Source organism: Lonepinella sp. MS14435 (assembly GCF_042485795.1).
Lineage (GTDB): Bacteria > Pseudomonadota > Gammaproteobacteria > Enterobacterales > Pasteurellaceae > Lonepinella.
This window is the reverse complement of record NZ_CP169368.1, coordinates 213,073-238,685: the sequence shown is the minus strand read 5'-3', so window position 1 is coordinate 238,685 and position 25,613 is coordinate 213,073. Positions and strand designations below refer to the sequence as shown.

The window sequence follows — 25,613 nt, the reverse complement described above, 5'->3', positions numbered from 1 at the left end:
GGTAAAAATGGAAAACAAAAGTTTGCCAGACGGGTTTAGTGGTTTTAGTTGGTTATTAGCTGGATTTTGCTTGCCAATGTTGTTTTGGCCATTATCCTTACTGCTTTCACCTGCTATTTTTAATAATCCAGAGCTAGATTATTTCAACCGCACTTTTATTTCATTTTCCATGTGGCTTTATCCCTTTGTATTAGCCATTATGGCACGGATTCTATTTAAGCTAAACCAACGTCATCCCAATTTGGCGAAAAAAGCATTAATCGCAAGTGCGGTGATTTTTTGGTGTGTTGTTGGCTATGTAGTGATTGTGGGGTTTAACTAAATCCTTGTTCAATCGGTAATCCTGCTTTTTCCCATGCCTCAAAACCACCAATAATACTATAAACCTGTTCATAGCCTTGCTCGATTAAATAAGTGGCGACACTGCGACTACTCACGCCGTGATAACAAACTAAAATCACGGGTTCATCGTAATCATATTCATTTTGGAAATCGCCATAACTTTGATTCGTTAAATGAAATGCCTCGGGAATATGGCTGTGGCTGTAACGTTGCCAATCACGTACATCTAATAAGGCACAAGTTTGGGTTTGCAACATTTCCCATGCTTGTTGAGGGCTAATATCAATTATTTGTGTCATCTGCGTTTTCCTTTAAAATCAATAATTTTTCTGTTTCTATATCTTGATGTAATAATTCTACGTTCGGTAAAGTTTTAGTAACTTTGGCAGATAAATCCTTAAAGCGTTCCACTTTACCCACTAAACCTTGTTGCCCAACTAAAGCCGTCACGGTGTCATTATAGCGGGAACTTGCTGTGGCTAATGTTCCACCTAATCTTGCCAAACGTTCCGCTAATAAGCAAATTTGATTATAAATATCCCCTGCTTTTTCACTGATTTCTTTGGCTTCTGCATTGCCTCGTTCCACTCGCCATAAATTCGCCACGGTGCGTAAGATTGGCATTAAGGTGGTATGTGACACCAAAATTACATTTTTCTGATAAGCAAAATTAAATAATTCCACATCCGCTTTCATGGCTTCAATATAAGCAGGTTCAACCGCAAAAAACATCAACACAAAATTCGGACTACGCATGCCGATTAAATTGCTGTAATCTTTTTGTGATAAATCATTGATATGGTTGCGAATCGCCTTAATATGTTCACGCATAAATTGACTGCGTTGTAGTTCATCTTCTGCATTCACCGCATTTTCATAAGCGACTAAGGACATTTTGCTATCAATGATTAAATGTTTGTTATCTGGCAAATGCACCACAAAATCAGGGTAATTATGGTTGCCTTGTTCATCTTTAAAATGGGCTTGAGCAGAGTAATGATCACCATTTACCAAGCCAGCTAATTGTAACGTCCGTTCTAACTGAATTTCCCCCCAGTTGCCTAAGGTTTTCTTTTCTCCTTTTAAAGCAGAAGTAAGATTATTCGCTTGTTGGGACATGGAAAGCCCAATTTCAAGCACTTTTTTAATTTCTGATTCTAACAGGGTATTCCCTTTTACACTTTCAGAATGTACCTCATTAACCCGTTTTTGAAAGCTCTCAATTTGCTCACGGAACGGTTTTAATAAACTATCTAATGCCTGTTGATTGGATTGGCTAAAAGATTGGGATTTTTCTTCTAAAATACGGTTTGCCAAATTTTGAAATTCGACACTTAATTGCTGTCTGCTTTGGGTAAAGGTTTGTTGTTGTTCCTGTAAACTTTTTTCTTTTTCGGCTAAAGTAATTTTGGATCGAGACACTTCTTGTTGAAGTGCGGTTAAAATTTCACGAGTTTTATCTAATTCTGTTGTGCGTTTAGTGATAATGCGATCTCGTTCAGCAATTTCCACATTTAAATATTCTTCTTTGGTTTGCAACTGCATAACAGCTAAATCTTGCTGATTTTTCACCGCACTTAGGTTGTCAAATTTATCCACTAATTGATTATAATCATTAATGTTTTTATTTAAATCCTGCTGTAATTCCACTACATCACGATTCCGCCGTGAGAGTACAAATAATAAGATTAAACATAAAACCAACAGACCCGCTCCGACCCCAAGTGCGGTTAAAAAATAGGGATGTTGTAATAATTCTTGCATGGCATAATCCTTCTTAAAACAGTGGCTAGTATAAACGAAAATGCGTAAAATCAGCATAATATTTTTTTAACAGGAATAATCATGACAGGCTCTTTTTTCCCACACCGCAAACAACCAGAAATCTGCCCTCAATGTGGTTCGCCGTTGCATATTCGGCAGGGTAAAAAAGGGCTGTTTTTAGGTTGTTCGGCTTATCCAGACTGTGATTATTTAAAACCTTTGCAGGCTCAATCTGAACATAAAATCTTAAAACAATTAACTGAAATTTGCCCCGAGTGTGATTGTCCTTTGCAAGTTAAACAAGGTAGTTTCGGGATTTTCATTGGCTGTAGTGGTTATCCCGATTGTCATTTTATTGTGCAAGAAAAACAAGATGAGCCTGAACAATCTTTTGTTTGTCCTGAATGTGGCAAAGGTGAATTAGTTGCTCGGCGTGGGCGACAAGGTAAGACGTTTTATGCTTGTAATCAATTTCCCCATTGTAAATTTACCTTAGCCAGTCAACCTTATCAGGTCAGTTGTCCAAACTGCGGTACAAATGTTGCGAGTTTAAAAAAATCCAGCGAAATGCACCGCACTTTTGTGTGTGCGAATCGGCGGTGTAAACATCAGTTTGATGTAAAAAATGAATGTTAATCAGAGGGCAAACTGGGGATAATATTGTTCTGTCAGTTCGACTAATTTATCCAGCGTAATCAGTTGGATTTTATCTTTTAAGTGCATGATGTTGGGGTGATGTTGTAAATGACGAGCCGTCAGATCATCTGCCATGACATAGCAAGGCGTATGCAGTTGTTGTAATAGATCTGCTTGCTTGACAATTAATAGTACCGCATCGCCCCATAAAACCAGAGCATCTTGTTCGTTGATTTCTGCGAAATAGCGTTGTAATTCTGTTGGGCTATATTGCGTGCTGGCAAGGGTGTAAAGCATGGTATTTCCTAAAACGTTAAAATTTGCACCGCAGTTTTGAGTTTTGCAATCAGCGAAGTGCGGTCAATTTTTTCACAATTTATAATAAATTCAGCGTTTTCTAAAGCATATTGCTGTAAGGATGCTTGGCATATAAACCGCTGTTCAATGTCGTATAAATCAAGTAATTTAAAGGTGCTGATAAAATCTTTTTGTAGGATTAATTCAGGTTGTTGAGCGGCTAATAGGTTAAAAACGCCATCCTCTATAAAGAACACCGCAATTTCATTTTCATCACAAAAAGCGGTCGCTGCAAGCAAGGCATCTAATCCTTCTCGGCTGGCAGCATTGCTGTATGGGGCAGTTTTGAAAACAAAAGCTAATTTAATCATAAAGTGATTACTCGGTCTGCTTCTAACATGGCTCGACTAAATTCACCTAATCCTGCTAGGATAAAGTGTTCAGCCAGATTTTGTTGTTTGGGTTTACTCGCTGTGGTGTGATCCACGATGCCACGTCGTTGACTGGCTGCAATACATAGATGCAATGGTACTTGATATTGCTGACTTAATTGTTGCCATGCTTTTTGTAGATTAAATTCATCGTTAGCTGGTGAAACACAGTTATTACCATTACTAACACCCTGTTGGAAAAAGAAAATCTGGTTAATTTGATGTCCTTTTTGCAACAAGGCGTTGGCGAATTGATAGGCAAAAAATGCCCCTTGTGATCCATAAACAGGGCTTTTTATCGCAAGAACATAACGCATATTAGTCCTCTTGATCTTGTTTGACTTGTCGAATATAGAGATACACCGTATGGCGAGAAATATCAAGGCGTTCAGCTACAAGGTTGATGGCATCTTTAATATCAAAAATTCCTTTTTCGTATAGTGAAACCACGATTTGACGGTTTTTATTATTATTGGCAACTAACCGATCTGCATTGACTTCCTCAATGGTTTTTTCTACCGTTTGGATAACTAAGTCTTCAACCGAACTAGCAAAGTTTACCGTTGATGTTTCATCGTATTCAAGCACTGGTATGAGAGTTTGTAGGAGTTGTGAAACGGGGACATCTAAATTAATGTTAATACACAATAAACCGATAATTCGTTGCTTGCTATTACGAATTGCGATAGTCACCGATTTCATTAAACTGCCACTTTTCGTTTGGGTAAAATAAGGTTTAGAAACGCTTTCGTTTTTCATGTTATGCAACGATTGCAAGGCACGATCGGTCAGTGGTGAACCGACCTGACGATTAGTATTATGTCCATTTGCAATATAAATCGCAGAATGTTCAAAATCTTCTAATGAATGTAAAACAATTTCACAGTGACTTCCAATTAATGCACTCACACCTTCCACTACAGCTTTATAGGAAGTCAAAATCGTCCGATCTTCATCGGTAAAAGGGTGTTTTTCACTTAGCATTGGTTTTTCTCAAATAAATAACCGCACTTTTAATCCAATCCAGATAAAAAGTGCGGTGTGAATTTTATTTATTTTGCAGACTTAGTTGGTTTTACATCTAGCACTTCAAGTTCAAAATAAAGTGTTGAATTAGCAGGAATTTGTCCCATAGCTTGCTCGCCATAAGCTAATGCTGGTGGAATGACTAATTCAATTTTTCCGCCTTTTTTGATTAATTGTAAACCTTCAATCCAACCTGGAATTAATTGATTTAAGACAAATTCAACAGGTTCGCCACGTTCTACTGAGCTATCAAATACCGTACCGTTTGGTAATTTACCTGTGTAATGTACTTTAATGGTATCTTCTGGTTTGATCGCAACGCCGTCACCAGCTTTCTCAATATGATAGATCAAGCCAGATTGGGTTTCTTTTACGTCATCTTTTTTCTTGAATTCAGCCACAAATTTTGCCCCTTCTTGCAGTGCCTGTTGAGCTTGTTCATCTGCTTTCTTTTGGGCTTGTACTTTTAATGTTTCATCCAGAGCTTTCAATGTATTACCTAATTCTGGATTATTTAAATCGATTTTGCCATTTAATGCGTCTTTTAAACCAACTAATAATTTGTCTTGATCATAGGTAATAAGTTCTTTTTGGGCTTCAATCACACCTTTTAGATCGGTACCAAATAATACGCCTACCGCATAAGAATTATCTTTTAAATCACTATTAGTTACTTCGGTTTGCGTTGCTGGTGAGGTTTTTGCTGGAGTTGATTTTGTTTCTTCATTACAAGCTGTTGTTGCCACGGCTGCACCAATTAATAATGCAAGGGTGGAAATTTTTTTGATTTTTAGCATTTTGCTATCCTTTATAGGTTAAAATAACAACGTTAGATTATAGTGCTTGGAGCGTTTTGTCAAATCTTGACATTCGCTAATAAAGATTAAGAGATGAATTATGCAAAGTATAGAAAAGCGTATTGAAGAATTAGAATTGAAATTGACTTTTCAAGACAATTTGTTAGAAGAATTAAATCAAGCTCTAGTTGAGCAACAATTTACCATGGATAAAATGCAAACCCAATTACGTTATTTAGCCAATAAACTAAAAGATATGCAACCGTCAAATTTGGCAACTCAGGCGGAAGAAACTCTGCCGCCACATTATTAAATATGTGACTGACTTCACATTTTTTTGATTTATTTTAGATTACAATGAAGTTATTCATTACAAACTATATTTAGGAGAAAACTATGTTTCCAGAATTTCGTGATTTAATTACTAAGCTAAAAACTGAAGATGCTCACTTTGCACGTTTGTTTGATGAACACAATGCGTTGGACCAACGTGTCAAAAATATTGAGAGTAATATTGAACTTGCCACTCCCACAGAAGTAGAGGAACTTAAAAAAGAAAAATTACGCTTAAAAGATGAAATGTATGCGATTTTGAAAAAGGCAAGTGAATAGCTAAAAGAGATAATAGTGCGGTATTTTACACCGCACTTTTTTATTTTTATCAATCGGTTACGGTCTAATATCACGCAAAATAGGATTTTGCATTGAAATTAATGTTTCTGTGGACTGGATCTCATCAATTAATTGGATCTTAGTCGCAAGCACAGAGTGTAATTCTGCGATCGTATGGGTCATTACTTTGATGAAAATGGAATAATTCCCCGTGGTGTAATAGGCTTCCACGACTTCATCAAAACTCTCGAGTTTACGAATGACTTTATCGTAATCTTTGGCTGATTTTAGGATAATGCCAATGAAACAGCATACGTCATAACCTAATTTACGTTCATTAATACGTACTTTGGTTCCCTCAATAATACCAGACTGTCGCATTTTTTCTACGCGAACATGAATTGTGCCAGGGCTGACCCCGAATTTTTTTGCCATTTCGGCATAAGGTGTACGTGCATCTTTAGTTAAAACACGCAAAATTTGTTGATCTAAGTTATCGATGGTTTGCATAGCGGCTCCGTATTAGATTTTATCTAAAATTATAATTGTTAATTTGAATATTTTCTGCATTATATAGAAAATTTCGTAAAAAGTATTGAAAATTATACTTGTAATATTAAATAATATGCAACAAGCGTTACGCAAGATGCGAAAAACGTACTCACATAATAAAAAAGGTATTTAAACAATGAAAAAATCATTTATTTTACAGCAACAAGAAATTAGCTTTGCTAAGAACACATTTACTGAAAAATTAGCTGAACATTTAGGTTTGGTTGAAGTTCAAGGTCCAATATTAAGCCAAGTGGGTAATGGTATTCAAGATAATTTATCAGGTAAAGAAAAAGCAGTTCAAGTAAATGTAAAAATGATAGACGGGGTATCTTTTGAAGTCGTTCATTCCCTTGCCAAATGGAAACGTCATACTTTAGCTCGTTTTGGCTTTGCAGAAGGTGAAGGGTTGTTTGTACACATGAAAGCATTACGCCCAGATGAAGATAGTTTAGATCAAACTCACTCAGTTTATGTTGATCAATGGGACTGGGAAAAAGTCATTCCAGCAGGTCGCCGTAACCTAGCTTTCTTAAAAGAAACGGTTCGTTCTATTTATGCAGCTATTTTAGAAACGGAAAAAGCAGTAGATGAGAAATTTGGTTTGAAATCTTTCCTACCAAAAGAAATTACTTTTGTTCATTCCGAAGATTTAGTGAAAGAATATCCAAACATGACCGATAAAGAACGTGAAAACGAGATTTGTAAAAAATATGGAGCGGTGTTCTTAATTGGTATCGGTGGCGTGTTGTCTGATGGTAAACCACATGATGGTCGTGCACCAGATTATGATGACTGGACAACGGTTTCTGAGGGTGAATACAAAGGTTTAAACGGTGATATTTTAGTCTGGAATCCAGTATTGGAACGTGCTTTTGAGCTTTCTTCAATGGGGATTCGAGTTGATGAAACTGCATTGCGTAAACAGTTAGCCATTACTAATGATGAAGATCGTTTAAAATTTGATTGGCACCAAGATTTAATTAATGGTCGTATGCCGTTATCTATCGGTGGTGGTATTGGTCAATCTCGTTTAGTGATGTTGTTATTACAAAAACATCATATTGGCGAAGTACAATCAAGCGTATGGCCAAAAGATGTATTGGCTGAATTTAAACATATTCTTTAATTTAACTTATCATGAATAGCGATAATTTTAATTTAAATTAAGACTAACGCTAAGGTCTGTTCCTTAGTGGTAGTCACCGCAAGGGAACAGATTTCTCTCCAAAGATCTTTTCTTTAATTGATTTCTGTTTTCTTAAATTACCGTAGCTTACTCTAGTTTTATGGCTAGTCAGCTATGGCGGGTATGTTTTGCTTAAAATATATCCAATCTTTAACTACACAGGAGAAAGCAAAATGAAACAAATCACAGCAATCATTCAACCTTTTCGTTTAGATGACGTGCGAGATGCGTTAAATAGTATTGGTATTCACGGCATGACGATACTTGAAGTAAAAGGCGTAGGTCGTCAAAAAGGACATACTGAATTATATCGTGGGGCAGAATATATGATAGATTTCTTGCCCAAAATTCAACTTGATATTGTGGTGACTGACGATGCAGTGGAACAGGTTATTGAAACAATTTGTTGTGCAGCACAATCAGGCAAGATCGGCGATGGCAAAATTTTTGTTAAGCCAGTGGAACGTGTTATTCGTATTCGCACAGGCGAAGTTGACGAAAGTGCGGTGTAAATTTTTTATTTTTTGGGAGAGCAAACAATGCGTAAATGGTTATTAATGATGGGGATTGTGATTTTCCCAATGATGGCAGCCGCCAGTACGGAAGAATGGCTTAGACCGCTATCTGAACTTAATTCAGGTGATACTACTTGGGTGATGATTTCGGCAATTTTGGTGTTATTTATGACATTACCTGGACTTGCCTTATTTTATTCAGGCATGGTACGTAAGAAAAACGTGCTTGCTACGATGATGCAAAGTATGTCGGTTGCCTGTTTAATCGGGGTGATTTGGGTGTGCTTTGGTTATAGTTTAGCATTCACTGAAAATACGGGTTTTTTAGGTGGAACGGATCGCTTTTTCTTACAAGGTTTAGATTTGTTTAGTGAAAAAGGGTTAGGCACCATTTACCCTGGGGCTGGCACGATTCCAGAAGCGGTATTTATGATCTTCCAAATGGCATTTGCGATTATTGCTGGAGCTATTATTACAGGGGCATTTGCGGAACGTATGAAGTTTTCTGCACTCTTATTATTTGTCGGTTTTTGGTCATTATTCATTTATGTACCAACCGCTCATTGGGTGTGGGGATTAGATGGTTGGTTAGCTTCTGATGGTGTATTAGATTATGCGGGCGGAACAGTCATTCATATTAACGCTGGGGTTGCAGGTTTAATGGCTGCTATTATGATTGGTAAACGTGTCGGCTATGGGCGTGAAGTCATGGCTCCACATAACCTTGTATTAACTTTAATTGGTATGGCAATGTTATGGGTTGGTTGGTTTGGTTTCAATGCAGGTTCTGCTTTAGCCGCAGATGCACGTGCTGGAATGGCATTAGCTACCACACAAGTTGCTACAGCTGCAGCAGCGTTAACTTGGATTTTAATTGAAGTTTGTTGTAAACATAAACCCTCTGCATTAGGTTTAGCTTCAGGAGCAATCGCAGGGTTAGTGGGTATTACGCCTGCTGCTGGTTTTGTTTCGATACAAAGTGCGTTATTTATTGGGGTGATCACCAGTGCAATCTGTTTTGTCGGAGCAACCAAATTAAAATATTGGTTAGGTTATGATGATACGCTTGATGCCTTTGGAATTCATGGTCTGGGTGGCATTGTTGGTGCAGTATTAACAGGCGTATTTGTTTCTACCGATATTTCAGCTACAGATACCACACTTTGGTTACAAATTGAAAGCGTATTGATTACTGTGGCTTATAGTGCAGTGGGGAGTTTTATTATTCTAAAAATCATTGATAAGACGATTGGCTTGCGTGTTGATTATGATGATGAACGCAAAGGGCTAGACTTGGTGTTACATGGGGAACGTATTGAGTAGTTAGGCAAGCCCCCCTCAGCCCTTTGGGCAGCTCCCCCCGCAAGCAGGGGGAGCGAAAATTAATCATCACGACCTAAAAAAGCGATTAATAAATTTTCCTCTTTAAAAAGCGAAGTTTAAAGGCAAATATTGAACAATGCGGTATATTCTCCCCTTTCGCTCCCCCTGCTTGCGGGGGGAGCTGCCCAAAGGGCTGAGGGGGGCAATGTTAAATAATTCTTGAAAACTGTTGTCTTCTTGCTTGCTGGCGTGAATAAGTATCAAAGCACAAGCAAATATTACGAATTAACAAGCGACCAGTGGAAGATACCTGAATACCGCTTTTGCTAACTTGCACTAAACCATCTTTTACGAGTGGAGTCAGTAATGCTAAATCTTCCGCAAAATGGGTATTAAAATCAATTTGGTATTGTTTCTCAATGTTGGCGAAATCTAATTTAAAATTACAAATTAACGCCTTAATGACATCACGGCGTAAGCAATCTTCTTGGCTCAACACCAAGCCTTTATGTAAGGCAATACCTGTGCTATCTACGTCTGTATAATAGCGTTTGATTTCTTTTTGGTTTTGGGCGTAAGTATCGCCTAACAAACTGATTGCCGATACGCCTAAGCCGAGCAAATCACATTCTTCTTGGGTGGTATAGCCTTGGAAATTGCGGTGTAAAATACCTTTATTTTGTGCAATCGCCAACTCATCATCAGGTTTAGCAAAATGATCCATGCCGATAAATTTATAACCTGCGTTGCCTAAGGTTTCTATGGTTTTTTGTAAAATCGTCAGCTTAGTTTCTGGAGTTGGCAACTGGTGATCTTTAATTTTTGCCTGACCAGCAAAACGAGCGGGCAAGTGAGCGTAATTAAATACACTTAAACGATCAGGATCAAGCTCTATGACTTTTTGCAAAGTAAACATAAAACTTTCTACGCTTTGCAATGGCAAACCATAGATTAAATCTAGGTTAGTCGATTGAAAACCGAGTTCTTTGGCACGCATAAGCAAGGCTTGAATGAACGCTTCATCTTGCTCACGATTCACCGCTTTTTGGACCTCTTTATTAAAATCTTGCACGCCCATACTAATGCGATTAAAGCCGATTTTGCGTAAATGAGCCAACATGGAAAGTTCAATCTCACGTGGATCCATTTCAATAGAAATTTCGGCATTATCGGCGATCTTGAAGTGATCGGTGAGCATTTGCATTAAACGTGCAGATTGTTGTTCACTCAAATAAGTTGGTGTGCCACCACCCCAGTGAATTTGCGTCACAAGACGGTGTTGGAATAATGCCGCACGTGTTTTAATTTCCTGTTCTACATAATCCAAATAAATATCGGCTTTGTGTTGGTGACGAGTGATGACCTTATTACAACCGCAGAAATAGCAAAGTTTATGGCAAAAAGGAATATGTACATACAATGAAAGGGGGCGTTCAGGATAACGTGCTGCTGCCACCTTGAAATCATCATTAGTATAGCTTTCATTAAATTCTAAAGCCGTTGGGTAGGAAGTGTAACGTGGTCCAGAATGGTTATATTTCTGGATAAGATTGTGATCCCAAGTAATTTCACTCATGGCTATTTAATATCTTCAAGTAATTGTTGAATTTCAAGTTTAATGTGTTGTTCCAGCTCGCTTTCTTTGCTTTCTCGGTGTAGATCTAATCGCATTCGTTCATTTTTCTTCAGTGCTTTACGAGCCTCGTGGGTTGGCATATCTTGTACGATTTCATACAGTTGCCACATAGCAGAATAATCCACAAGACGTTTTTGTCCTAAGGGATCAAGCAACATCTTAAGTCGAATAACCCCTTCGGAATGGTTACAATCACCAACTAGCATAGCTTTGGCAATAATCGTTACACTTTCCTTAATGCGGTTCATGCGAGCCAGTTTAGCTTGTGTGAATAAACGCTTTTGTTTGCGTAATTGGATTAATAAATAAATGGCATAAACCGTCATCGCAAGTAGAATGAGAGTGCCTAGAATAAGTAAAATCGTTGTCATTATTTAAACTGGTTAATATCAATTTTCTCGAAAGTGCGGTATAAATCATCTTCACTTTCATCTTCATCATCAATGCCGAGTTCGTCCATTAATTGAGCAATACGATCTAGACATTCGTCCACGAATTTTTGATCTTCAGCATTTAGCACTTTCCCCGCATCTAATTGATCTAACAGATCATTTAAGCATTCATTATTTTCTAACTGGGTTAGCTCTAACATCGGATCAAGTGCGGTGGATTTTGGTTCAGTTTTGACCGCTGGAATAACTTTACCTTGCTCTGGTTTATTGACAAATTCCACAATCAATGGCACTTTTTTACGGCTACCGATACGTGGATCTTTATGTTCCGTGCTTTGAGCTTGTTTGACATTATCTGTCACACTATGGCGAGAGCCTGTCGCCAATCCTTTATGTTTGCGTTTTCTTTTCTCTTCTCGAGCTTTTGCATCTAGTTCATAACGTGATAGTTTCTTACCAAACAGCGGTTTTTCTGGTTTTTTATCAGATTTACGAATCGGCATGGTATCCGTGATTCGGCGACTTTTCTTTTCTCTTGACATAATTTTTTCTTAATAAAATAAAATTTACATGATTGTAACATAAAAAGCGAACGGGCGTTAAAAAACGCCCGAAAACAACCGCACTTTTAGGCTTATAACCAGCCCTTGCGTTTAAAATAAATATAAGGCGAAAGTGCAGCGACAATCATCATGCCGATAGCCATAGGATAACCATATTCAAAATGCAGTTCTGGCATAAATTCAAAGTTCATACCGTAAGTGGAAGCAACTAATGTAGCAGGTAGGAACATAACAGACACTACGGAGAAGAATTTCATAATTTTATTCTGCTCAATATTGATATAACCCATAGCGGCTTGCATTAAGAAGTTGACCTTTTGGAATAAAGACTCATTATGCGGTTGCAAGGACTCAATATCTCGTAAGATCTCACGAGCTTGTTCTAACTGAGTGGCTGGCAAACGAGTTTTACGGACTAAAAAACTTAATGCACGTTGGGTATCCATTAAACATAAACGCACTTTCGAACTGGTATCTTCTTGTTCGGTTAAAGTTGCTAACGCTTCATCAAAGGCTTTGCCTTGTTTCCCTTCTAAAATAATACGGCTTAATTTTTCCAATTCCGCATACACATTTTCAATCACATCGGCTAATTGCTCAATTTTAGTTTCAATTAAATCTAACAGCACTTCGTAAGCATTACATTCATCTAAACGCTGATAACGAGAACGCATACGATACAAACGAAATGCTGGCAATTCACGATCTCGCAAGGTAAATAAACGACCGTCTCGAATAGTAAAGGCTACTGAAGCCAAAGCTGCATAATCATTTTCATCTTCACAATAAAAGAATGAGTGCAAGTGTAAACCGTCTTCATCTTCGAAAAAACGTGCAGATGCTTCGATATCTTCTAAGTCAAGAAAACTGGCAAGGTTTTGGTCTAAACTTTCTTGCAAAGCCTCGCGTTCTTCAATAGATGGTTCAAGTAAGTCGATCCAAATGGCACTATTTAATGCACCATTATCGTCATCCTCTAAACGAGTTAGGCGAGCGTTTTCAAGGGAAAAAGCGTTAATCATTTTGTCATACTCCTTGTGGGATTATGAACAAACGCAATGAACAAAAAACATTTTTCAACTAAGTAACATTTAAAGTGCGGTTGAAAAAGTGAATAAAAAGATACCAAAATGGTGGAAAACTTATCCACGAACCTGTCGCCGATAAGCCTTACAAAAGAAAGGGAATGGCGACACTAAATGAAAATATAAAGTCGGTATCGACTGTGACTGTCCAAAGTGTGTTGCTCCAAAGTAATAAAATCGGGGCGAATGTTACCCCTGAAAGTGTATTTCGTCAAGGTTTTGTGTAAAAAATCTAATGTAATCATTAAATTTATTTTGCTCACGAAAGGATAAATTTTCAAGATGAATTTGCATTCATCGCTTAAGGGCTTTAATATAGGATCGTTGATCAACACGTTATGGAAGAAATATTATGACGAACAAAGTATATTATTTTACCCCCTTAGTGTTATTGGGATTGACTTGTAATGTTTGGGCGGAGGAAAGTAACGAGAGTTGGGTAGATAGCTCACATAAAAGTGTTAGCCAAACTTTAAAAGAGTGGTCTAATGATATTGATGGTTGGTTTGGTGAAACCGATCCCAATGATCCGTCTAGTGCCACCTTGCGTATCATGTTGGATAATCGTTGGAATCATTATGATCATTATACGATTAAACCGAGAATCCGAGGCAAGATTAAATTACCGACTTTAAAACGCAGATGGAGTTTGGTATTTGGTGATGAATCGATCGATAATATAATTGATGATCCCGTTAACCCTAGCCGTAAGAGTCCCTCACAAACCAAAAAATTAGATCAAAAAAGTAGCCGTAATGATAATGCCTCCGTAGCGTTGCGTTGGTCAAATGACCTTAAACGCTGGGGAATTGATACGGATCTTGATCTTGGTATTCGTCATGGCGCTGATATTTTTGTGCGTGCGAAAGTGGGGAAAGATTGGCAATGGACAGAAAATGTCGGTTCAAGATTAGAACAGATTTATCGTTACGGAGCAAATAGCAAACATTTCTTACGTACCAATTTTGATGTTAAACATTATGAAAGTGATCAAGTTACCAACATTAGTAGCCTTTACCTTGAATATACTCATGATAATGATGAAGAAACAAATTGGGGAAATAGTCTATACCGCCAACATCGCTTTAGTGGTAATCGAGAACTCAATTATGGCATTTTTGCGGGTGGACCGATAGAAGATAAAAAAGCTGATTTAACGGTATATGGACCTTTTATTAGCTGGCGACAACCTATTCTCAGAAAATGGCTTTTTATCAAACCAGAAGTGCAATACTATAATGACCGTAAGGAAGATCGTAATCATTTCATCAACTTGTTCTTACGTATTGAAGCAGTGTTTTAAACAGAATACAAAAATAGGGCTAACCGAGCCTATACCAAAATTTGTGTAAATACCTGTTTCTGAGATAATAACCAAAAACAGGTATTTTCATTATGAATGAACAATAAATGAAATTATTGGCTAACGAACTCGCCAAAAACCTCAAAACGCCAGAAGATCTCAATCAGCTTTCTCGAATGCTGAAAAAAATCACCGTGGAAACCGCTCTCAATACTGAGTTGACCTCACATCTTGGTTATAAGAAAAATCAGCCAAGAAAGGCTAAAAATAGCCGAAATGGTTATAGTCAAAAAACCTTGCTCACCGATGAGGGAGATATTGAACTTAACATTCCCCGAGATCGTGAAAGCACCTTTGAACCCCAAATTATTAAGAAAAATCAAACTCGCATTACGGGTATGGATGAGCAAATCATTGCCTTATATGCCAAAGGGTTAAGTAATCAAGAGATTGTTGATTCGTTTAAGGAATTTTATGATGCCGATGTTTCACCTAGCCTAATTTCTCGGGTGACTGATTCAGTCAAAGAACGCATTATTGAGTGGCAAAATGAACCCCTTAACGCGGTGTATGCCATTGTTTATTTGGATTGTATCGTGGTGAAAGTTCGCCAAGATGGTCGGATTATCAATAAATCGGTTTTTGTCGCTTTGGGCGTGAATCTGGAGGGACGCAAAGAGCTGTTAGGGCTGTGGATCGCCGAAAATGAAGGGGCAAAATTTTGGTTAAACGTACTAACCGAGCTTAAAAATCGTGGCGTACAGGATATTCTGATTGCTTGCATTGATGGTTTAAAAGGCTTTCCTGATGCGATTAATACGGTCTTTCCTGAAACGAAAATTCAGCTTTGTATCGTGCATATGGTTCGTAATAGTTTGAAATATGTCACTTGGAAAGATTACAAAGCCGTAACCATGGATTTAAAGCAGATTTATCAATCACCTACGGAACAGGTAGCCCTACAGGCACTGGCTAATTTTGAGCAAAAATGGCAAGCAAAATACCCCTTAATCGCCAAAAGCTGGCAGACTCATTGGGCGAATTTAGCCACGATTTTCAACTATCCTGACGATATTCGCAAGGCAATTTACACGACAAATGCGATTGAATCGTTGAACAGTGTGATTCGACGAGTGATTAAAAAACGAAATGTCTTCCCGACTGACGAATCTGTGATTAAAATAGTCTGGCTTGCGATTAAAAATGCGTCTAAAAAATGGTCAATGCCAATCCGAAATTGGCGAGTGGCATTGAACCATTTTGTGCTAGAATTTGGTGATCGTTTAAACGATTACCTTTAAGTGAAATGGGTGTTTACACAAAATGGGGGATAGGCTCACTTTGTAGCCTGTAAAACAAAACCCCAGTTTTCACTGGGGCTTGTTCTATCCAATAACGGATTATTTTGAACCTGGAATACTGAAACGTTTGTTGAAACGTTCTACACGACCACCAGTGTCAACAACACGTTGTTTACCAGTGTAGAATGGGTGGCAGTTGCCACAAACGTCTAAGTTTAAATCTTTGCCCACGGTTGAGCGAGTTTTGATGACATTACCGCAAGAACAAGTTGCCGTAATTTCTTTATATTCTGGGTGAATACCTTGTTTCATAGAAAACCTCAAATTGAAGCCACGCCGCTATAAGACCTATTCTATCTGAATATTCAAACACCACGTGTGATTAATAATACGCTTTCGAATCGAAAGCACGCTAAAAAGAGTCGAAATTATACAATAATTTGAAAATTATGCAAGATTCTGGGCTTGAATAAATTGTGTAAGCCATTCAATCGCTTTTGCAGTATCAAAATTATAGGTTTCATCAACGCCAGTGTGAATCCTTAATGGATTTTGTGCCACTAAATAACATTGTGGTACATTTGTTGGCAATAATGGTTTCCAAGCACTGAGTGTGGGTTCACTATTCGCATGAAAACTTAACAATGGTTTATCAAAAGCACAAGCTAAATGTAACGAACCACCATTAACGGCAAACACTAAATCTGCTGTTTTCATTAATGAGAAATATTCAGCGGCACTTGTTTTTGGCGATAAGTGAATGGTTAAATCAGGGCAGAGTGCTTGCAATTCCTGTTGATAGCGTTCAGCGGTATCCGTAAAACTGACGACAATTTGGAAAAATTGTGGTTGAGTAATACTTTTGTTTAAAATTTCGGCTATCTCAACCGCTGGCACTTCTCTTGAGCTACCTTGCAAACAAAGTAATATATTGATTGATTTATCGATATTGTCGGTTGTGCAAGATTGCCAATATTTTTGCATTTTTTCATCATTACTAGGTAATGTATGCACTACCGAATGAGCGGGCTTGAGCGTTACCATTTTCGCTAATATAGATTGATTGATATATTCACTAAATAGCACTTTTTCACCTAAATTAGCATTAAAATCAACATGTTTTACATTGTTAAAATGGTAATGTTTTTTCTCGTATTTACGGAAAATCATAAGATATTTAGGTGCTAAAATAAGATCCATAATAAGGCTTTTGGTATTGAAATTATTTTCAAAGTCTAATAATAAATCCCATTTTTTACGCTGTTTAAAGAAATTTCCAATCTTTCTGTCAATCAATTCATCGACTAATCCACAAGCTTCAAAAATAGCTCGATTGGAGGGTTCAACCCATACTACAATTTTTGCCTTAGGATAAATTTGGCGGATTTGTTGCAAATGAGCAGTATGTACACAAGCATCACCAAAAGCACGACCTAATGGGCGAAATAAAATAGATTTTACTTCATGCAAAACGGATTCATCTATTGGATTTTTTCGTTTATTAGGTAAACAAGCCACTAACAAATTTTTAAATAGGCTCATAAAATCATTCTCAAGAAATCGTTCTAAAAAATAAAAATTGGGCTGATTATATCGTAAATTTTTCCGCTATAATACTGCTGATTATTTAACAGAGAAAAATAAATGCAGATTGTTCGTATCGCTCTAAATGTTCCGCTTATGCGTTGTTTCGATTACCTTTTACCGCACAAGGTAAAGGTTCAAATCGGTGTACGTGTGCTGGTGCCTTTTGGGACAAGAAAGTTGGTGGGAGTGGTGGCAGAACTGCCCGAACAATCGGATTTTCCCCTAGAACAGCTTAAGCAAGTGATTGACGTACTTGATGAACAATCTATTTTTAACGAACAATCTTGGAAATTATTGAATTGGGCATCAAGCTATTATCATGCCTCTTTAGGTGAAGTGTTAATTTCTTCTTTACCCGTTAAATTACGCTCAGGCGAAAGTGCGGTGCAAAAATCGAAAATTTTGTGGAAAATCACCGCACTTGGTGAGCAAGCACTTTTATCTGGTGAATTGAAACAAGCGAAAAAACAGATTGCAGCCTTGCAAGCATTAAGTCAATCTCCGTTAGAAAAAGGCAATAATGAATTTAATTCCGCCATTTGGTCAGCCTTAAAAGAAAAACAATTTGTCGAAGAAATTGAGCAATTTGTTGAGATAAAAAGTTGGCAACAGAGCTTGGGTGATTTACCTGTGGCGAAAGCAGAAAATCGTTTAAGTTTAAATAAACAACAGGCGTTAGCGTTTACTCAGGTGCTGTTTCAACAAGGGTTTGCGGCATTTTTGTTAGATGGTGTGACAGGTTCGGGCAAGACTGAAATTTATTTACAACTGATCGAAGAAATCCTGAAAAAAGGTAAGCAAGTTTTAGTGTTAGTACCTGAAATTGGCTTAACGCCACAAACGGTGCAACGGTTTCAATCTCGTTTTAATGTGCAAATAGATGTATTGCATTCGAATTTAAACGATACGCAACGTTTGAATGTGTGGCAACGAGCGAAAACGGGGCAAAGTGCGGTGGTCATTGGTACAAGATCGGCGTTGTTCACGCAATTTGCTGATTTAGGGCTGATTATTTTAGATGAAGAACATGATAGTTCTTTCAAACAGCAAGACGGCTGGCGTTACCATGCTCGAGATTTGGCGGTGGTGTATGCGAAACAGTTGGATATTCCCGTGTTAATGGGATCAGCAACGCCAAGTTTAGAAAGTTTAAATAATGTTAATTTAGGTAAATATCAGCATATTTTATTATCTAAACGGGCAGGTAATGCTACTATGGTTGAATGTCAATTAATTGATTTAAAAAAGCAAAATGTAGTCAATGGATTGTCGGTGGCATTATTAAAGAAAATGGAAGAGCATTTGCAAAAGGGCAATCAGGTGCTGTTATTTTTAAATCGGCGTGGTTTTGCACCCGTATTATTATGCCATGAATGTGGTTGGATAGCGGATTGTCAGCATTGTGATAAACCATTAACTTATCATCAAAATCAACGCGTTATGCGATGCCATCATTGTGCTTCGCAACGTCCGATTCCACGTCAATGTGCGAAATGTGGTTCAACTAATTTAGTCACTACGGGGCAAGGAACGGAACAGCTAGAACAAACGCTACAACAGCGTTTCCCCCAATATGGCATTACTCGAATTGACCGAGATAGCACCGCTCGCAAAGGTAAATTAGAGAGTCATTTAAACGATATTCAGCAAGGTAAAAGCCAGATTCTAATTGGTACACAAATGTTAGCCAAGGGGCATCATTTTCCGAATGTAACATTGGTCGCATTGATTAATGTGGATAGCGGTTTGTTTTCCTTAGATTTTCGGGCGGAGGAACGGTTAGCCCAGCTTTATGTGCAAGTAGCAGGGCGTGCAGGACGGGCGGAAAAACAAGGTGAAGTGGTGTTACAAACCCATTATCCAGAACATCCTTTATTGCAACGTTTGTTAAATGAGGGCTATGCTTCTTTTGCGGCGGAGGCTTTACAAATGCGACAGGTTATGGGGTTGCCACCGTTTAGTTCGCAAGCCTTATTTAAGGCACAAAGTCGTAAGAGTATTGAAGCAGAGCAATGTTTACAGCAAATTGCTGATTATTTCCAACAATGGAAACTGGCTCAAAATCAACCGCACTTACAGATTTTAGGGGTGATGCCAGCCCCTTTCGCGAAGAAAGCGGATCAATATCGTTGGCAGTTGTTATTACAGCATACCAATAGGGTAGTTTTACAACAAGCATTGCAGGATTTCTCTCAACAAGAGATGAGTAAATCGTGGCAAGTGCGGTTAAATTTAGATGTGGATCCGCAAGATCTGTCTTGATCCCCTAGTAAAATGCAGAATAATTGAGTAGAATTAATGGATATTAACTTACTTGTTTTAACATATTATCGGAATTATTATTGTGGCACAGCGTGATTATGCCGTTCATAACGGCTCAAAAAAGAAGAAATCAGGGAGAAATAAATCTCTTTTATTAGCTATTGCAGCAGGTGTCGTAGTAGCTTTTGTTATCGGGCTTTATTTATTAAAGGAAAAAGCTCCCGAATCGGTAACTCAAAATCCCTCACCCGTAGTATCAGAAGAAAAAGATAAGCATAAGAGTCAATTACCAAGTCGCCTTGAAGAAACTTTTTCTTATATTAAAGAATTAGAAAGTCGTTCTATCACTAATAATCAACAAGCTCAATTAAGCGAAAGTCAAAAAGCAGAATTAAAACGTTTGCAAGAAGAAGAACAAGCTAGACAAGCTGCTTTAGACAAACTGAAACAAGCGGAAGACGCTAAAGTGGTGCCAGCAGAACAAGCTAATACAGCTAAAGTTGTGGAGGCAACAGATGCCACATCAGCAGTGAGTGATGAAAGTAAATTAAAAGCGGAACAAGAACGCAGAATAATGGAACAGAAAAAAGCAGAACAAGCTAAGATAGCCAATGCAAAAAAAGAGGAAAGCAAAAAAGCAAACACAGCAAAATCAACAGGAAAATTTGGTTTGCAATGTGGGGCGTTTAATGATCGTGCTAAAGCAGAAAGTTTACAGGCTCGTTTAGCCATGTCAGGCTTAAATGCACGGATCACTGAAAGTGGTAAATGGAATCGTGTCCTTGTCGGTCCGATTGGTGATCGTCCTGCGGCGGTTTCTGCTCAACAGCAGGCAAGTGCTGTGGCAGGTTGTGTGGTGATTGGTATGTAATTTGCTGAAACCATTTAGAACAGCATTTAATTAACCAAGTGCGGTGAAAATTTTTATTATTTTCACCGCACTTTTTTCTTGCGTAAATCTTAAAAATCATTAAAATGAACGAACGTTCATTCATTGAGGTAATGATCAGATTTGGCAAATCAGTAAAACTTACTGGTTTGTTTGTTTTTCAGCCAAACAAAGTGGTTTTTATGCAAAATTCTGAACCAGATATGGCAGAGCAAATTTTTATCGCAACAGAAAAGTTAATGGCGGAATATGGTCTGCCTTACTTATCAATGCATAAAATTGCCAAAGAAGCCAAAATATCCGCTGGCACAATTTATATTTATTTTAAAAGTAAAGAAGAATTGTTAGAGCAATTTGCAAGGCGAGTGTTTTCCAATTTTCAACGAGAAATCGCACGAAATTTTGATGAAACAAAGCCTTTTTTTGAACAGTATCGACAAATGTGGAAAAACATTTGGTCGCATTTGTTAAAAAATCAAATGGTAGTGGCGAATATGCACCAATATAGAGCCTTACCAAAATTTAATGAAATTTGTCAGGAATTGGATAAACAAAACCTATGGACGAATTTTTGTATGAAAGCAAAACAAGCAGGTGCGATGTGTGATTTACCCACCGATGTGTTGTTTTCTATTAGTTTAGAAAGTGCGGTGAATTTGTCTTTTAGAGTATTAGGATCTAATGTCAAAGAGCCACTTTCTGATGATACCTTAGAAATGATTATTGAAAGAACGTGGCGTTCTATTCAAAAAGAAATTTAGTTAATTATTTACGGAGTTTTTTATGACCCAAATTCAAACAAATAAACCAAAACGTAGTCATACTTTCTTATTGAAAGTCGGTCTTACTGTGGCGGTGATTATTTTTGTTGGCGTAATTGGTATGAATATTTTTAAAAATAAAATGATTGCCAGTGCGATTGCTAATATGCCTGAATCAGTCAGCCCTGTTACTGCCATGGAAGTGACTGCTAAAGAGTGGACACCAGTGATTACCTCAACAGGTCTTGTTCGTCCAAATCAAGGAGCAATGTTAAGTGCGGAAGCCTCTGGTACAGTGAAGCATATTTTAGTCAAATCGGGTCAAACCGTGAATAAAGGTGATGTGCTGGTTGAGTTAGATAATGATGTAGAAGTGGCGACCTTACGTGCTACAGAAGCACAATTACCTGCACTTCGCTTAACTTACCAACGTTATGCTAACTTATTGAAAACACAATCTGTTTCTCAAACTGAATTTGATAATGCGAAAGCCAGTTATGATCAAGCAGTTGCCACCATTAATTCATTAAAAGCAGCAGTTGAACGCCGTAAAATTGTGGCACCTTTTGCAGGTAAATTGGGGATTGTGAAAGTTAATGAAGGTCAATATATCACGGTAGCAACAGAGATCGTGAGGGTCGAAGATACGTCATTAATGAAAGTCGATTTTGCACTTTCACAAAAATTGTTAGAACAAATTAAGATCGGTCAAAAAGTTACTGCCACAGCCGATGCTCGTTTAGGTGAAACCTTTGCTGCTCGTGTAACAGCCATTGATGCAGGCATCAGTTCATCCACTGGCTTAGTTGATGTGCAAGCGACATTTGAGCCGAATGATAGTCAGAAATTGCTTTCAGGTATGTTTACTCGTTTGAATATTGCCTTGCCAACTCAATATGGTCAAGTGGTGATTCCACAGGTGGCGGTGAGCTACAATATGTACGGTGAATTTGCTTATGTGTTGCAGCCATTAAATGATGAAGATAAACAAAAATTAGCCGATAGCGAAACATTAGATCAAACCTATCGTGTCAAACAAGTTACGGTGAAAACCCAAGATCGCCAAGGTATTTATGCCCATATTGCGAAAGGTGATTTAAATATTGGCGATAAAATCGTAACAGGTGGTTTCCAACGTATTAGCAATGGCAGTTTGGTTGTTGTTAAAGACAAAGACGGTGTGGGTACAGAGCAACCTGCGGATAAAACAAATCTATAATTTAAGGGTGTAACTTAATGAAATTTACTGATATTTTTATTAAACGCCCGATTTTGGCGATTTCTATTAGCTTGCTGATCGTGATTCTTGGTTTGCAAGCTATCTCGAAATTGTCGGTGCGTGAATATCCCAAAATGACCACCACGGTGATCACGGTAAGCACCACTTATCCTGGTGCAGATGCCAATTTGATTCAAGCGTTCGTGACCTCAAAACTGGAAGAAGCCATTGCACAGGCGGACAATATTGACTATTTATCATCAATCAGTAGTCCGAGTTCTTCTCAAATTACGGTCAAGATGAAATTGAATACTGATCCAAGTGCCGCTTTGGCTGACATTCTTGCCAAAGTAAACTCTGTTCGTTCTGAGTTACCAAGTGATATTGAAGACCCGTCCATTACTTCTTCTACAGGTGGTTCAGGGTTAATGTATGTTAGTTTTGTTTCGGATAAGTTAGATTCAAGCCAAGTGACTGACTATATTCAACGTGTGGTAAAACCGCAGTTGTTTACGGTGCAAGGTGTGGCAAAAGTTAATATTTATGGGGGGGCAGAATATGCCATGCGTATTTGGCTTGACCCACAAAAAATGGCTTCCCAAAACCTTTCTGCTCCACAGGTGATGAGTGCCTTGAATGCGAATAATGTACAGACCGCCGCAGGGAGTTCAAATGGTTATTACAATGTTTATAAAAACAAAGTAGAAACCACTACCACCACGATTGAACAATTAAGTAATTTAATTATTGCCTCTGATGGTACTGACCTTGTTCGTTTACGCGATGTAGCCACCGTTGAATTAAATAAAGAAAATGATGATTATCGTGCTAGTGCGAACGGACAAGAATCTGTGGTGATTGGTATTGAACCAACATCAGATGCCAACCCGTTAGATGTGGCAAATGATATTTATCCTGTGTATGAACAGATTAAAGCACAAATGCCAGATAGTATTACTTCAGCTATTCTGTATGACCGTACTATTGCGATTAACAGCTCAATTAATGACGTAGTACATACCATTTTAGAAGCGGTGGTCATTGTATTAGTGGTTATCTTAATGTTTATCGGTTCATTCCGTGCCATTATTATTCCGATTATCACCATTCCAATTTCATTGATTGGGGTATTGTTCTTGATGCAAGGTTTTGGTTTCTCTATTAACTTGATGACTTTGCTTGCGATGATTTTAGCTATCGGTTTGGTGGTGGACGATGCCATCGTGGTATTGGAAAACGTGGATCGCCACATTAAAGAGGGTGAAACCCCATTCCGTGCGGCAATTATTGGTACACGTGAAATTGCTACCCCTGTTATTTCTATGACCATTGCCTTGGTCGCGGTATATTCACCGATGGCATTAATGGGCGGAATTACGGGAACACTATTTAAAGAATTTGCGTTAACCCTTGCTGGTTCAGTATTTATTTCTGGTGTGGTGGCTTTAACGCTCTCACCAATGATGTCTGGTGCCTTATTAACTGATCAACATAGTAGCTTTGAGCAACGTGTCAATCGTACTTTAAACAAAATTACCGATATTTATGGTTACTGGTTGCACGTGATTATGGCTTCTCGTAGTGCAATTTTGTTATTCTCTGTTATTGTTTTTGGCACGATCCCTGTGTTATTGAATTCACTTTCCAGTGAGCTGACACCTGCGGAAGACAAGGGGGCATTTATGAGCCTTGCTTTTGCACCGTCAAATATGAACGTGGATTATATTCAACAAGCCGCTAAACAATACGAGCAAATTATCAATGAAACCGAAGAGAATAAATTCTCAATGGTGGTTGCTGGTGCACCAACATCAAATAAGGCATTGATTATTACCACCCTGAAAGATTGGAGTGAGCGTAGTCGTAAACAGCCTGAAGTGATGAATGAATTAAATACCAAGGCTAAAAATATTCCAGAATTATCTATTACCAACTTCTCCATGCCTGAAATTGACACAGGGGAACAAGGGGCAAGTGTCGGGATCGTGTTAATGACCCCAAATGATAATAAAGAACTTGCGGTGGTTTCCGAAGAGTTCTTACAAAAGATGCGTAAGTCTGGTTTATTCGTGTTTACGAATATTGATTTGCAATATGATACTGCTCAAATGACGATTACTGTTGATAAAGAAAAAGCAGGGGCGTATGGCGTGAGTATGTCGGCGATTTCTAACACCTTAGGCAGTTATTTATCCGCAGCGACCATTACTCGAGTCGATATTGACGGACGAGCTTATAAAGTGATCTCGCAAGTAAAACGTGACGACCGCTTATCACCAGAATCCTTTAATAACTACTATGTATCCGCTTCAGATGGCACTAGCGTACCGTTAAGTAGTTTGCTCACCCTTACTCTTGAGCCACAGCCTGTATCATTGGGGCATTTTAGTCAGTTGAATGCGGCGACCATTAGTGCGGTGCCAGCCCCAACCACCAAAGTCGGTGATGCGGTAGCTTGGTTGCAAGCGGCAGCCAAAGAATTGCCAAAAGGTTATACCTATGACTTTAAAGGCGAATCTCGTCAGTTAGTGCAAGAAGGTAGCTCTCTTGGTGTCACCTTTGCTCTTGCGGTGGTGATTATTTTCTTAGTGTTGGCGATCCAATTTGAAAGCTGGCGTGATGCAACGGTGATTTTGATTTCTGTACCGTTAGCATTAAGTGGAGCCTTGTTGGTGTTAAATATTCTGAGTTTATTAGGGGTAACAGGGGTAACACTCAACATTTATTCTGAAGTAGGCTTGATTACTTTAGTCGGCTTAATTACCAAACACGGTATCTTAATGTGTGAAGTAGCAATGGAAGAGCAGTTACATCATGGTGCAAGTAAAATTGATGCGATTGTGACGGCAGCCCGTCAACGTTTACGTCCAATTTTAATGACGACAGCAGCGATGATCGCAGGTTTAGTACCACTACTTTATGCCAGTGGTGCGGGTGCGGTAATGCGTTTCAGTATGGGGATTGTAATCGTAGCAGGTCTGGCGATTGGAACATTGTTCACCCTGTTCGTGTTGCCAGTGATTTATTCTTACATTGCCAGCGAACACAAACCATTACCAGAATTTGATGAAAACGCCCCACGTGTGAGTGGCGGAAGTCATCATTAAAATTCACTAAAAATACACCGCACT

General features: G+C 38.3%; 29 protein-coding genes. 15 read left to right on the top strand and 14 right to left on the bottom strand.

The features are described from left to right. Window positions 1-7 precede the first annotated feature (7 nt). Complete coding sequence (locus tag O1Q80_RS01160; RefSeq protein WP_386688977.1) at window positions 8-322, top strand: DUF5389 family protein; 315 nt, start codon at window positions 8-10, stop codon at window positions 320-322. On the opposite strand, the gene glpE is transcribed toward O1Q80_RS01160, so the two are convergent. Then, on the bottom strand, window positions 315-641 hold the full coding sequence (gene glpE / locus O1Q80_RS01155; RefSeq protein WP_132299874.1) for a thiosulfate sulfurtransferase GlpE: 327 nt from the start codon (window positions 639-641) through the stop codon (window positions 315-317). The two genes, O1Q80_RS01160 and glpE, sit on opposite strands and share 8 nt — an antisense overlap. Next, complete coding sequence (gene rmuC / locus O1Q80_RS01150) at window positions 625-2,106, bottom strand: DNA recombination protein RmuC (RefSeq protein ID WP_386695163.1); 1,482 nt, start codon at window positions 2,104-2,106, stop codon at window positions 625-627. The genes glpE and rmuC overlap by 17 nt, the downstream gene beginning before the upstream one ends. Window positions 2,107-2,187: 81 nt before the next feature. Between rmuC and O1Q80_RS01145 the strand changes: the two genes are divergently transcribed. Continuing rightward, complete coding sequence (locus tag O1Q80_RS01145; protein ID WP_386695161.1) at window positions 2,188-2,742, top strand: topoisomerase DNA-binding C4 zinc finger domain-containing protein; 555 nt, start codon at window positions 2,188-2,190, stop codon at window positions 2,740-2,742. Here the strand turns inward: O1Q80_RS01145 and O1Q80_RS01140 are convergent, their stop codons facing one another. From O1Q80_RS01140 to fkpA, 5 genes are all read right to left on the bottom strand, one after another. Continuing rightward, window positions 2,743-3,039 (bottom strand): DsrH/TusB family sulfur relay protein, encoded by a 297-nt coding sequence (locus O1Q80_RS01140; protein WP_386688984.1) that lies wholly within the window; start codon window positions 3,037-3,039, stop codon window positions 2,743-2,745. Between the two features lie 8 nt (window positions 3,040-3,047). Continuing rightward, complete coding sequence (tusC, locus tag O1Q80_RS01135; RefSeq protein WP_386690186.1) at window positions 3,048-3,407, bottom strand: sulfurtransferase complex subunit TusC; 360 nt, start codon at window positions 3,405-3,407, stop codon at window positions 3,048-3,050. Beyond that, on the bottom strand, window positions 3,407-3,787 hold the full coding sequence (gene tusD / locus O1Q80_RS01130; RefSeq protein WP_386695159.1) for a sulfurtransferase complex subunit TusD: 381 nt from the start codon (window positions 3,785-3,787) through the stop codon (window positions 3,407-3,409). The genes tusC and tusD overlap by 1 nt, the downstream gene beginning before the upstream one ends. A gap of 1 nt (window position 3,788) precedes the next feature. After that, window positions 3,789-4,454 carry a transcriptional regulator gene (locus O1Q80_RS01125; protein ID WP_386688988.1) on the bottom strand — a complete coding sequence of 222 codons (666 nt, stop codon included), beginning with the start codon at window positions 4,452-4,454 and terminating at the stop codon, window positions 3,789-3,791. Between the two features lie 68 nt (window positions 4,455-4,522). Beyond that, window positions 4,523-5,293: an FKBP-type peptidyl-prolyl cis-trans isomerase gene (fkpA, locus tag O1Q80_RS01120; protein WP_386695157.1), complete on the bottom strand. Its 771-nt coding sequence runs from the start codon at window positions 5,291-5,293 to the stop codon at window positions 4,523-4,525. A 100-nt stretch (window positions 5,294-5,393) separates the two neighbouring features. Between fkpA and O1Q80_RS01115 the strand changes: the two genes are divergently transcribed. Together O1Q80_RS01115 and O1Q80_RS01110 are read left to right on the top strand one after the other, a co-directional pair. After that, the gene (locus tag O1Q80_RS01115) at window positions 5,394-5,606 is read left to right on the top strand and encodes a SlyX family protein (RefSeq protein WP_386688992.1); all 213 of its coding nucleotides are present in this window, start codon (window positions 5,394-5,396) and stop codon (window positions 5,604-5,606) included. Between the two features lie 83 nt (window positions 5,607-5,689). Continuing rightward, entirely contained in the window at window positions 5,690-5,905 is a 216-nt protein-coding gene (locus O1Q80_RS01110) for a YdcH family protein (RefSeq protein WP_386688994.1), read from the top strand. 57 nt (window positions 5,906-5,962) lie between these two features. On the opposite strand, the gene asnC is transcribed toward O1Q80_RS01110, so the two are convergent. Continuing rightward, window positions 5,963-6,415, bottom strand: a complete 453-nt coding sequence (gene asnC, locus O1Q80_RS01105; protein ID WP_386688996.1) for a transcriptional regulator AsnC — start codon at window positions 6,413-6,415, stop codon at window positions 5,963-5,965. A gap of 178 nt (window positions 6,416-6,593) precedes the next feature. On the opposite strand from asnC, the gene asnA reads away from it, so the two are divergent. From asnA to O1Q80_RS01090, 3 genes are all read left to right on the top strand, one after another. Continuing rightward, window positions 6,594-7,586 carry an aspartate--ammonia ligase gene (asnA, locus tag O1Q80_RS01100; RefSeq protein ID WP_386688998.1) on the top strand — a complete coding sequence of 331 codons (993 nt, stop codon included), beginning with the start codon at window positions 6,594-6,596 and terminating at the stop codon, window positions 7,584-7,586. Window positions 7,587-7,819: 233 nt separating this feature from the next. Further along, window positions 7,820-8,158 carry a P-II family nitrogen regulator gene (locus tag O1Q80_RS01095; protein WP_386689000.1) on the top strand — a complete coding sequence of 113 codons (339 nt, stop codon included), beginning with the start codon at window positions 7,820-7,822 and terminating at the stop codon, window positions 8,156-8,158. A 27-nt stretch (window positions 8,159-8,185) separates the two neighbouring features. Further along, window positions 8,186-9,484: an ammonium transporter gene (locus O1Q80_RS01090; protein ID WP_386695155.1), complete on the top strand. Its 1,299-nt coding sequence runs from the start codon at window positions 8,186-8,188 to the stop codon at window positions 9,482-9,484. Between the two features lie 208 nt (window positions 9,485-9,692). On the opposite strand, the gene hemN is transcribed toward O1Q80_RS01090, so the two are convergent. The 4 genes from hemN to corA form a co-directional block, all read right to left on the bottom strand. Then, window positions 9,693-11,060 carry an oxygen-independent coproporphyrinogen III oxidase gene (gene hemN / locus O1Q80_RS01085; RefSeq protein WP_386695153.1) on the bottom strand — a complete coding sequence of 456 codons (1,368 nt, stop codon included), beginning with the start codon at window positions 11,058-11,060 and terminating at the stop codon, window positions 9,693-9,695. A 2-nt stretch (window positions 11,061-11,062) separates the two neighbouring features. Beyond that, window positions 11,063-11,491 carry a DUF2489 domain-containing protein gene (locus O1Q80_RS01080; RefSeq protein WP_386689006.1) on the bottom strand — a complete coding sequence of 143 codons (429 nt, stop codon included), beginning with the start codon at window positions 11,489-11,491 and terminating at the stop codon, window positions 11,063-11,065. Beyond that, the gene (yihI, locus tag O1Q80_RS01075) at window positions 11,491-12,054 is read right to left on the bottom strand and encodes a Der GTPase-activating protein YihI (RefSeq protein WP_386689008.1); all 564 of its coding nucleotides are present in this window, start codon (window positions 12,052-12,054) and stop codon (window positions 11,491-11,493) included. The genes O1Q80_RS01080 and yihI overlap by 1 nt, the downstream gene beginning before the upstream one ends. A 92-nt stretch (window positions 12,055-12,146) precedes the next feature. Continuing rightward, on the bottom strand, window positions 12,147-13,097 hold the full coding sequence (corA, locus tag O1Q80_RS01070; RefSeq protein WP_386689010.1) for a magnesium/cobalt transporter CorA: 951 nt from the start codon (window positions 13,095-13,097) through the stop codon (window positions 12,147-12,149). A gap of 164 nt (window positions 13,098-13,261) precedes the next feature. Here corA and O1Q80_RS01065 point away from each other — a divergent pair, with 164 nt between their 5' ends. The 3 genes from O1Q80_RS01065 (at window position 13,262) to O1Q80_RS01055 (ending at window position 15,764) form a co-directional block, all read left to right on the top strand. Next, complete coding sequence (locus O1Q80_RS01065) at window positions 13,262-13,387, top strand: hypothetical protein (protein WP_386695151.1); 126 nt, start codon at window positions 13,262-13,264, stop codon at window positions 13,385-13,387. A 125-nt stretch (window positions 13,388-13,512) separates the two neighbouring features. Next, on the top strand, window positions 13,513-14,463 hold the full coding sequence (locus O1Q80_RS01060; protein WP_386695149.1) for a hypothetical protein: 951 nt from the start codon (window positions 13,513-13,515) through the stop codon (window positions 14,461-14,463). A gap of 107 nt (window positions 14,464-14,570) precedes the next feature. Then, window positions 14,571-15,764, top strand: coding sequence for an IS256 family transposase (locus O1Q80_RS01055; RefSeq protein ID WP_386695147.1), 1,194 nt, complete (start codon window positions 14,571-14,573; stop codon window positions 15,762-15,764). A 99-nt stretch (window positions 15,765-15,863) separates the two neighbouring features. On the opposite strand, the gene rpmE is transcribed toward O1Q80_RS01055, so the two are convergent. Continuing rightward, window positions 15,864-16,076: a 50S ribosomal protein L31 gene (gene rpmE / locus O1Q80_RS01050; RefSeq protein WP_386688423.1), complete on the bottom strand. Its 213-nt coding sequence runs from the start codon at window positions 16,074-16,076 to the stop codon at window positions 15,864-15,866. A gap of 135 nt (window positions 16,077-16,211) precedes the next feature. Further along, entirely contained in the window at window positions 16,212-17,306 is a 1,095-nt protein-coding gene (locus O1Q80_RS01045) for a glycosyltransferase family 9 protein (RefSeq protein ID WP_386688421.1), read from the bottom strand. Window positions 17,307-17,408: 102 nt separating this feature from the next. Between O1Q80_RS01045 and priA the strand changes: the two genes are divergently transcribed. The 5 genes from priA (at window position 17,409) to O1Q80_RS01020 (ending at window position 25,589) form a co-directional block, all read left to right on the top strand. Continuing rightward, window positions 17,409-19,613 (top strand): primosomal protein N', encoded by a 2,205-nt coding sequence (gene priA / locus O1Q80_RS01040; RefSeq protein ID WP_386695145.1) that lies wholly within the window; start codon window positions 17,409-17,411, stop codon window positions 19,611-19,613. Window positions 19,614-19,695: 82 nt separating this feature from the next. Further along, a complete protein-coding gene (gene ftsN / locus O1Q80_RS01035) occupies window positions 19,696-20,484 on the top strand; it encodes a cell division protein FtsN (protein ID WP_386688417.1) in 789 nt (262 codons plus the stop codon). 200 nt (window positions 20,485-20,684) lie between these two features. Beyond that, a complete protein-coding gene (locus tag O1Q80_RS01030) occupies window positions 20,685-21,263 on the top strand; it encodes a TetR/AcrR family transcriptional regulator (RefSeq protein ID WP_386695143.1) in 579 nt (192 codons plus the stop codon). Between the two features lie 22 nt (window positions 21,264-21,285). Then, window positions 21,286-22,482, top strand: coding sequence for an efflux RND transporter periplasmic adaptor subunit (locus O1Q80_RS01025; protein ID WP_386688413.1), 1,197 nt, complete (start codon window positions 21,286-21,288; stop codon window positions 22,480-22,482). 17 nt (window positions 22,483-22,499) lie between these two features. Continuing rightward, a complete protein-coding gene (locus tag O1Q80_RS01020; RefSeq protein WP_386695141.1) occupies window positions 22,500-25,589 on the top strand; it encodes an efflux RND transporter permease subunit in 3,090 nt (1,029 codons plus the stop codon). Window positions 25,590-25,613: the final 24 nt, after the last annotated feature.

Coding starts and splice junctions, on each gene's coding strand:
- O1Q80_RS01160 (WP_386688977.1), top strand. CDS start 8: ATGGAAAACAAAAGTTTGCCAGACGGGTTTAGTGGTTTTAGTTGGTTA.
- glpE (WP_132299874.1), bottom strand. CDS start 641: ATGACACAAATAATTGATATTAGCCCTCAACAAGCATGGGAAATGTTG.
- rmuC (WP_386695163.1), bottom strand. CDS start 2,106: ATGCAAGAATTATTACAACATCCCTATTTTTTAACCGCACTTGGGGTC.
- O1Q80_RS01145 (WP_386695161.1), top strand. CDS start 2,188: ATGACAGGCTCTTTTTTCCCACACCGCAAACAACCAGAAATCTGCCCT.
- O1Q80_RS01140 (WP_386688984.1), bottom strand. CDS start 3,039: ATGCTTTACACCCTTGCCAGCACGCAATATAGCCCAACAGAATTACAA.
- tusD (WP_386695159.1), bottom strand. CDS start 3,787: ATGCGTTATGTTCTTGCGATAAAAAGCCCTGTTTATGGATCACAAGGG.
- O1Q80_RS01125 (WP_386688988.1), bottom strand. CDS start 4,454: ATGCTAAGTGAAAAACACCCTTTTACCGATGAAGATCGGACGATTTTG.
- fkpA (WP_386695157.1), bottom strand. CDS start 5,293: ATGCTAAAAATCAAAAAAATTTCCACCCTTGCATTATTAATTGGTGCA.
- O1Q80_RS01115 (WP_386688992.1), top strand. CDS start 5,394: ATGCAAAGTATAGAAAAGCGTATTGAAGAATTAGAATTGAAATTGACT.
- O1Q80_RS01110 (WP_386688994.1), top strand. CDS start 5,690: ATGTTTCCAGAATTTCGTGATTTAATTACTAAGCTAAAAACTGAAGAT.
- asnC (WP_386688996.1), bottom strand. CDS start 6,415: ATGCAAACCATCGATAACTTAGATCAACAAATTTTGCGTGTTTTAACT.
- asnA (WP_386688998.1), top strand. CDS start 6,594: ATGAAAAAATCATTTATTTTACAGCAACAAGAAATTAGCTTTGCTAAG.
- O1Q80_RS01095 (WP_386689000.1), top strand. CDS start 7,820: ATGAAACAAATCACAGCAATCATTCAACCTTTTCGTTTAGATGACGTG.
- O1Q80_RS01090 (WP_386695155.1), top strand. CDS start 8,186: ATGCGTAAATGGTTATTAATGATGGGGATTGTGATTTTCCCAATGATG.
- hemN (WP_386695153.1), bottom strand. CDS start 11,060: ATGAGTGAAATTACTTGGGATCACAATCTTATCCAGAAATATAACCAT.
- O1Q80_RS01080 (WP_386689006.1), bottom strand. CDS start 11,491: ATGACAACGATTTTACTTATTCTAGGCACTCTCATTCTACTTGCGATG.
- yihI (WP_386689008.1), bottom strand. CDS start 12,054: ATGTCAAGAGAAAAGAAAAGTCGCCGAATCACGGATACCATGCCGATT.
- corA (WP_386689010.1), bottom strand. CDS start 13,097: ATGATTAACGCTTTTTCCCTTGAAAACGCTCGCCTAACTCGTTTAGAG.
- O1Q80_RS01065 (WP_386695151.1), top strand. CDS start 13,262: ATGGCGACACTAAATGAAAATATAAAGTCGGTATCGACTGTGACTGTC.
- O1Q80_RS01060 (WP_386695149.1), top strand. CDS start 13,513: ATGACGAACAAAGTATATTATTTTACCCCCTTAGTGTTATTGGGATTG.
- O1Q80_RS01055 (WP_386695147.1), top strand. CDS start 14,571: ATGAAATTATTGGCTAACGAACTCGCCAAAAACCTCAAAACGCCAGAA.
- rpmE (WP_386688423.1), bottom strand. CDS start 16,076: ATGAAACAAGGTATTCACCCAGAATATAAAGAAATTACGGCAACTTGT.
- O1Q80_RS01045 (WP_386688421.1), bottom strand. CDS start 17,306: ATGAGCCTATTTAAAAATTTGTTAGTGGCTTGTTTACCTAATAAACGA.
- priA (WP_386695145.1), top strand. CDS start 17,409: ATGCAGATTGTTCGTATCGCTCTAAATGTTCCGCTTATGCGTTGTTTC.
- O1Q80_RS01030 (WP_386695143.1), top strand. CDS start 20,685: ATGCAAAATTCTGAACCAGATATGGCAGAGCAAATTTTTATCGCAACA.
- O1Q80_RS01025 (WP_386688413.1), top strand. CDS start 21,286: ATGACCCAAATTCAAACAAATAAACCAAAACGTAGTCATACTTTCTTA.
- O1Q80_RS01020 (WP_386695141.1), top strand. CDS start 22,500: ATGAAATTTACTGATATTTTTATTAAACGCCCGATTTTGGCGATTTCT.